General features: G+C 62.0%; 3 protein-coding genes. All 3 read left to right on the plus strand.

All coding sequences use genetic code 11. The annotated features are described in order from the left end of the window. The first annotated feature begins 171 nt into the window (after window positions 1–171). The 3 genes from AC5RTB_RS14240 to glgB are packed head-to-tail and all read left to right on the plus strand — an operon-like array spanning window position 172 to window position 7,618. The gene (locus AC5RTB_RS14240; RefSeq protein ID WP_494061709.1) at window positions 172–2,187 is read left to right on the plus strand and encodes an alpha-1,4-glucan--maltose-1-phosphate maltosyltransferase; all 2,016 of its coding nucleotides are present in this window, start codon (window positions 172–174) and stop codon (window positions 2,185–2,187) included. Next, window positions 2,187–3,953, plus strand: a complete 1,767-nt coding sequence (gene treS, locus AC5RTB_RS14245) for a maltose alpha-D-glucosyltransferase (RefSeq protein WP_494061710.1) — start codon at window positions 2,187–2,189, stop codon at window positions 3,951–3,953. Before AC5RTB_RS14240 ends, treS begins: the two co-directional genes overlap by 1 nt. Next, window positions 3,953–7,618, plus strand: coding sequence for a 1,4-alpha-glucan branching protein GlgB (gene glgB / locus AC5RTB_RS14250; protein WP_494061711.1), 3,666 nt, complete (start codon window positions 3,953–3,955; stop codon window positions 7,616–7,618). Before treS ends, glgB begins: the two co-directional genes overlap by 1 nt. Window positions 7,619–7,955: the final 337 nt, after the last annotated feature.

The following is a 7,955-nucleotide window of genomic DNA, read 5'->3' on the forward strand; positions in this document are numbered from 1 at the left end:
CATTTCGGCGCCGGAGTATGTCTTGGGCCCTCATCGCCGTAAACGCTTGCATTGTGAAGCGCAACACTCCTGCGCTTTAGGAAGTCGCCTTAGCAATCTGGGCAAATAATGGATAACGTCTAACCCGTGACCACTTCAAGCGAGGCGACACGTACAAGGGCAGGCGCATCCATGAGTGAAGATTTGCGATTTGGACGGATTCCCATCACCAAGGTTTCTCCGGTGGTTGAGGGCGGAGCGTTTCCCGCGAAGGCCATTCCCGGGTCGGACATCGTGGTGGGGGCCACGGTATTCCGGGAGGGACACGACCAGCTCGGCGTATCAGCCGTGCTGCTCGACCCCGAAGGGGTAGAAGTGCAGCGCGTTCGGCTCACTCCGCTGGGAATGGGAACCGACCGCTACGAGGGCACTCTCCGTCCTCCCGGCATCGGCCTTCACTCCTTCCTGATCGAGGGGTGGGGTGACCTGTATGAGACCTGGCACCACAACGCGACCGTGAAGATCGACGCCGGTGTAGACGTTGAGCTGATGCTCGAGGAGGGCGCGGTGCTCTTCACCAACCAGTCCTCTTCGCGGCCGGCTGAAGAGCGGGATCTGTTTCTCGCTACCGCGGAGCGCCTGCGCAACCGGGAACTGCCGATCGACGAGCGTCTCGCCGCCGGGCACTCGGCCGGCATCCGTGCAGCCATTGTGCGCGAGCCCCTGCGGGCGCTGGTGACCCCTTCGCACCCGTATCCCATCCTTGTGGAGCGTGAGGCAGCCGGCCGCGGCTCCTGGTACGAATTCTTTCCGCGGTCTGAAGGTGCCACCTACAATCCCTCCAACGGGCAGTGGACCTCGGGCAACTTCATCACCGCAGCCAAGAGGCTGCCCGCCGTCGCGCGGATGGGTTTCGACGTCGTCTACCTCCCGCCGATCCACCCCATCGGTACGACGCACCGCAAGGGTCCCAACAACACCCTGAACGCCGGCCCGGGTGACCCCGGTTCGCCTTGGGCGATCGGCGCACCCGAGGGCGGTCACGATGCGATCCACCCGGACCTCGGGACCTTCGAAGACTTTGACGCCTTCGTGCAGCGGGCGCAGGACCTGGACCTCGAGGTGGCACTGGACCTTGCGCTGCAGGCTTCCCCGGACCATCCGTGGGTCACGGAGCATCCCGAGTGGTTCACCACGCGGGTAGACGGTTCAATCGCGTATGCCGAGAATCCGCCGAAGAAGTACCAGGACATCTATCCGATCAACTTCGACAACGATCCTGAGGGCATCTACAACGAAGTACTTCGGATTGTTCTGCTGTGGGTCAGCCACGGCGTACGCATCTTCCGGGTGGACAACCCGCACACCAAACCGATCCAGTTCTGGGAGTGGCTCATTGGACAGGTCAACAAGGAGCACCCCGACGTCGTCTTCCTGGCCGAGGCATTTACGCGGCCGGCCATGATGCACGCCCTTGGCCGCGCCGGATTCCAGCAGTCCTACACCTACTTCACCTGGCGGAATACCAAGCAGGAGCTGGAGCAGTACTTCACGGAGGTCAGCCGGGAAACTGCAGCGTTCTTCCGGCCAAACTTCTTTGTGAATACTCCGGACATCCTGACTGAATACCTCCAGTACGGCGGACCAGCAGCGTTCAAGGTCAGGGCAGTACTCGCCTCCATGGCAAGCCCGCTGTGGGGCGTTTACTCCGGGTACGAGCTGTACGAGCACGTCGCCCGCCCCGGCGCCGAGGAGTATATCGACAACGAGAAGTTCGAATACCGCCCGCGTGACTATGAGGGCGCTGAGGCGCAGGGGCGGAGCCTCGCACCCTTCCTCACACGGCTGAACGAGATCCGTCGCTCCCATCCGGCGCTCGGCGACCTCGAGAACCTCACCGTCCACCACAGCACCGATGACGCCACTGTAGTGTTCTCCAAGCACAAGGAGGGCCTCGGCGAGGACGCGCAGGGGAAGGACACTCTGATCGTCGTCGTCAATGTTGATCCTCACAGCGCGCGGGAGTGCACCGTATCCCTCAATCTCGAGGCCCTCGGCCTCGGTGAGGGCGACTGGAATGAGGACGGCACCTTCTGGGTGGACGACCTCATCACCGGTCAAGGTTGGCAGTGGGGGGCCCACAACTATGTCAGGCTGGATGCCCATGTGGAACCGGCACACATCCTTTCCGTCAGGAGGACGCGTTAGTGGCAAACCCGTTTCAGCTGCATGCCCCGGGCCTTGCCCATGACCCGCACTGGTATCGCAAGGCAGTGTTCTATGAAGTGTTGGTACGCGGTTTCGCGGACGCCAACGGCGACGGTTCCGGCGACTTCACAGGACTGATCGACAAGCTCGACTACCTGCAGTGGCTTGGTGTCGACTGCCTGTGGCTTCCTCCGTTCTTCAAGTCCCCCTTGCGTGACGGCGGCTATGACATCGCGGATTACTACGATGTGCTCGACGAGTTCGGCAGCTTGAGTGATTTCAAGCGCCTGGTTGCTGAAGCTCACGCACGCGGGGTGCGGGTCATCATCGACCTCCCGCTGAACCACACCTCGGACAAGCATCAGTGGTTCGAGGAATCACGCACTGACCCGGACGGACCGTACGGCGACTTCTACGTCTGGAGCGACACAGACGAGAAGTACCAGGACGCCCGGATCATCTTCGTTGACACCGAGGAGTCCAACTGGACATTCGATCCGGTTCGCCGTCAGTTCTTCTGGCACCGGTTCTTCAGCCACCAGCCGGACCTCAATTTCGAGAACCCGAAGGTAATCGAGGCCCTGTTCGATGTCGTACGGTTCTGGCTGGACCAGGGAATCGACGGCTTCCGGGCAGACGCCATCCCGTACCTCTTCGAGGAAGAGGGCACGAACTGCGAGAACCTGCCCGCTACGCACAAGTTCCTTAAAGACCTGCGGGCGATGGTCGACGAAAACTATCCCGGACGCGTCATCATCGCCGAGGCCAACCAGATGCCGGATCAAGTGGTGGAGTACTTCGGCGACGAAGACGGCGCCGAGTGCCACATGTGCTTCCACTTCCCGATCATGCCGCGGCTCTTCTATGCGCTGCGTGACCAGAAGGCCGCACCGATTATTGAAACCATGGCAGAGACGCCGGACATCCCGCCCGGCGCCCAGTGGGGAACCTTTCTCCGCAACCACGACGAACTCACCCTCGAAATGGTTACCAACGAGGAGCGCGAGGCGATGCTGGGGTGGTACGCGCCTGACTCGAGGATGCGCGCCAATATCGGTATCCGGCGTCGGCTCTCACCGCTGCTGGATAACTCCCGGGCCGAGGTGGAGCTCATCCATGCCCTGCTCCTGTCGCTGCCGGGCAGCCCGTTCCTTTACTACGGGGACGAGATCGGTATGGGTGACAACATCTGGCTTGAGGATCGTGATGCCTCACGCACTCCGATGCAGTGGAACCCGGACAGGAATGCCGGTTTCTCCACGGCAGATCCCGGGAAGCTGTATCTGCCCGTAGTGCAGTCTCTCGTCTATCACTACAACCACGTCAACGTTGAAGCGCAGCTTGCAAGTTCGAGCTCGTTGTTGCACTGGATGCGGCAGATGCTTGCAGTGCGCCGGTCGCACCCTGCGTTCGGTCTCGGCACCTATCGCAATGTGCCTACCGAGGCCGAGCCCGTACTGGCCTTTATTCGTGAGGTTCCGGCTGGCAACCCCGAAGGTGAGCAGCCGGAAGTCGTGCTCTGCGTGTTCAACCTCTCCCAGCATCCGGTAGCGGCACGTCTGCATCTGCCCGAGTACTCCGGCAGGGGGCTGCGTGATCTCTTCGGCGGTACACCGTTCCCGGCGTTCGCCGAGGACGGCAACCTCACGTTGACGTTGGGCAGCCACGATTTCTACTGGCTGCGCCTGCGCTCTGCGAGCTCCAATGTCGCGTCTCCACATACCGAAGCCATCCCCGTAATTCCTATTTCGGAGGCAGTACAGTAATGGACACATCGACGTCATCCCTTCCGGACCTGCTCACAGCCTGGATGCCGAGCCAGCGCTGGTTCCCCTCCAAAGGCAGGGAAATCTCCCTGAGCCGAGTCGGTGGAATCCGGCTTGAGGACCCAACGGGCGAAGCGGGCCTCGAGGTCCACCTGGTTGCTGTCGAATCGGGACGAAGACTCGACGTCGTCAATGTGCCGCTTTCCTTCCGCTCCGAGCTTCTCCCCGGGGCAGACGCCGGGCTACTGGGTGAAGTCGAGCATGCCGAGCTTGGACGCCGATACGTCTACGACGGCACGCATGACCCGACGTTCGTCTCCGCCTGGCTCGAGCTCATCCGCACCGAGGGTGGGACGGCAGACGGGCGAACCACTGCCACTGCAATCGGTGGTTTCGCGTCCACCGCCGGCGTGACCCCTTCGGCGGACATCTCGGTGCTGGGGGGCGAACAGTCGAATACCTCAGTCGTAATTTCATCCGGGGAGACCCCGATGATCCTGAAATTTTTCAGGGTCCTGGCGGCAGGGGAGAGCCCCGACGTGCTGGTGAGCGCGAAGCTCACCGACGCCGGGTCTACGGATGTGCCTCAAACTTTCGGTTGGGTGATGGGCAGCTGGCTGGACGGTCGGTCCGACAGCGAGTGGGTCACCGGGCACCTCAGTGTGCTCCGTGAATTCCTTCCGGGCAGCAAGGATGCCTGGCGGCAGGCCATGACCGCACTGGAGGGAGGTGACTCGTTCGCCACTGAGGCGGGGGAGCTGGGTCGAGTCATCGCGCGGGTCCACACTCAACTCGCTGAAGCTTTCGGCAGCCGCCCGGCGACGAAGCAGGAAGCGGCCGAGTTCCGGGACTCCCTGGCCAGCCGCATTGAGTGGGCCTGGCGCGAAGCAGGTTCGGCCGTTGGTCCGTTTGATGCAGAGATCCAGGCGGTCATCACTGAGGTTCAGGGGCTGAAGGAACTTCCTGAGCTGCAGCGAATTCATGCAGATCTGCACCTGGGCCAGATCCTTGCCACGAAGGACGGTGCCTGGCTGGTCCTCGACTTCGAAGGCGAACCGCTACGCCCAGCTGCTGAACGCAGCGTGCCGGATGTGCCGGTCCGGGACGTCGTCGGGCTTGTACGTTCGCTCGAGTACGCAGCCGGCGTGGGCGTGCATGAGGCGTCAGTCGCGCCGCAGGCCGCGGAGTCTTGGGCTGTGGAATCGGTCTCAGCGTTCCTCGAAGGTTATTCGGCCGAAGCCGGAACAGCGGTCGACCGCGCGAGCGCACTGTTCCGTGCATTGTGGCTTGACAAGGCACTTTATGAGGTGGTGTACGAATTGAGAAACCGACCAGATTGGGTGGATGTACCCGTTTCAGCTGTTCGAAGGATGCTCAAGGGCGGCGGTTCCGCCGAGGAAAAGACAACAAGTCAGGACACCGCTGGGCAGGAGGATGAAACCGCAGTGACACAGGATCCGGCAACCGCAAAAGCACCTCTCGGAGGTCCTATTCCAGTGGACCCTGACGTCCTTCAGCAGGTTTCTGAGGGCCGTTACTACCAGCCCCACGCTGTGCTCGGCGCGCATCTTGACCAGCACGGGCATGTCACTATCCGTACCCTTCGCCGGCTCGCGGAAAGTGTGACTGTGGTGACCGGCAGTGGCCGGGTCGAGCTGAGCCACGAGCACAACGGGATCTGGGTAGGCACCGTTGAACCCGAGCGCCCCGGGCATGTCCCTGACTATCGCTTGGAAGTGGTGTACGACGGCGCGCCCCAACTGACGGATGACGCCTACCGCTTCCTGCCAACACTCGGCGAGATCGACATGCACCTCCTCGCGGAGGGGCGGCACGAGACGCTGTGGACGGCGCTCGGCGCACACGTCCGCCGCTACGCCTCGTCGCTGGGAGATATTTCCGGAGTCAGCTTCGCCGTGTGGGCGCCGAACGCCCAGTCGGTTCGGGTGAAGGCAGATTTCAATGGCTGGGACGGATCAGTGCATGCCATGCGTTCGCTCGGCAGCTCCGGCATCTGGGAGCTCTTCGTCCCGGGCGCCGAGGCCGGTGCCTGCTACAAGTTCGAGGTCCTGGGGCGGGACGGTCAGTGGCGCGAGAAGGCTGATCCGATGGCCCGGGGTACCGAGGTGCCGCCGCTCACCGGGTCCCGGGTGGTCGAGTCCCGCTACGTGTTCGGCGACGACGAGTGGATCCAGGAACGCAGTGCCAAGGACCCGCACAACGGTCCGATGAGCGTATACGAGGTCCATCTTGGATCCTGGCGTCTGGGCCTGGACTACAAGCAGCTCGCCGAAGAACTGGTCGACTACGTGCAGTGGCAGGGGTTCACCCATGTTGAGCTGATGCCTGTCGCCGAGCATCCCTTCGGCGGTTCGTGGGGTTATCAGGTGACGTCCTACTTCGCGCCGACAGCCCGTTTCGGACATCCGGATGACTTCAAGTATCTCGTGGACAAACTGCATCAGGCGGGTATCGGCGTCATCATGGACTGGGTGCCGGCCCACTTCCCCAAGGACGAATGGGCTCTTGCCCGGTTCGACGGCGACACGCTGTACGAGCACGGCAATCCGCAGCTCGGTGAGCACCCGGACTGGGGCACCCTGATCTTCGACTTCGGTCGAAGGGAAGTGCGAAACTTCCTGGTTGCAAACGCGTTGTACTGGCTGGAGGAATTCCACATTGACGGGCTGCGGGTGGACGCGGTGGCTTCGATGTTGTATCTGGACTATTCGCGTGAGGACGGCCAGTGGCAGCCGAACCGGTTCGGCGGAAACCAGAATCTCGAGGCGATCTCCTTCCTCCAGGAGGTCAACGCCACCGCGTACAGGCGCGTCCCCGGCATTGTCATGATCGCCGAGGAATCAACAGCGTTCGACGGCGTCACCCGACCCACCTCGCAGGGTGGATTGGGCTTCGGAATCAAATGGAACATGGGCTGGATGCATGATTCGCTCCAGTACATTTCCGAAGATCCGATTAACCGGGTGCACCATCACGGCAAGGCGACGTTCTCCATGGTGTACGCGTACACCGAGAACTTCCTGCTCCCGATCAGCCATGACGAGGTAGTCCACGGCAAGGGGTCCCTGCTTCGCAAGATGCCGGGTGACCGTTGGCAGCAGCTGGCCAATGTGCGGGCGTATCTCGCGTTCCAGTGGGCGCATCCGGGCAAGCAGCTGATCTTCATGGGCACGGAGTTCGCCCAGGAATCGGAGTGGTCGGAGCAGCACGGGCTGGACTGGTGGCTGTCCGACACGATCCCTCATAAAGGCGTGCAGAAAATGGTGCGGTCGCTCAACTCCATCTACCGGAATACGCCGGCACTGTATGCGCGGGACAACGACCCGTCCGGGTTCCAGTGGATTGACGAGAACGACGGCGCCCACAACACTCTGTCCTTCATTCGCTGGGACACGCAGGGGAACCCGGTTGTATGCATCGCGAACTTCTCCGGCTCCCCGCACGAGGGTTACCGGGTAGGTATGCCGTGGGCAGGGCAGTGGACCGAACTGCTGAACACCGACGCCGAGGAGTTCGGCGGCTCGGGAGTGGGGAACATGGGCACCTTCGAGGCGATCGAGGGAGCCCACAACGGCCTGCCCGCATATGCAGACTTGCGTGTGCCGCCGCTGGGCGTTCTGTACCTCACCCCAACTGAGGTGTAGCCACTCAACATCACCCCGGCAGCCGATTTACAACTCGGGGCCGGGGTGCTACAGTTTATATCCGCGCCGACGAACACTTCGGATCCGGCCGACATCCACATCTAGCGAAAACCAGTCTCGTTCTGGTGGCCACAGAATGTGGGTGAAGGGGTGGATTTGACGGGGTGGGGTTTGGTGGGTAAGTTAGAAAAGTTGCTCCGGAGCGATGATGCGGCCTTGAGGGTTGTGTTTGGTGCCGGGTGCTTCTGTTGTTTGAGAACTCAATAGTGTGCCATGTTTGTTGATACCGATTGTTTTTTGATTGGTTGATTTGCTGGTCGTTGCACTTCGGTGTGGT

This window comes from Arthrobacter sp. M71 S08 (assembly GCF_059089725.1).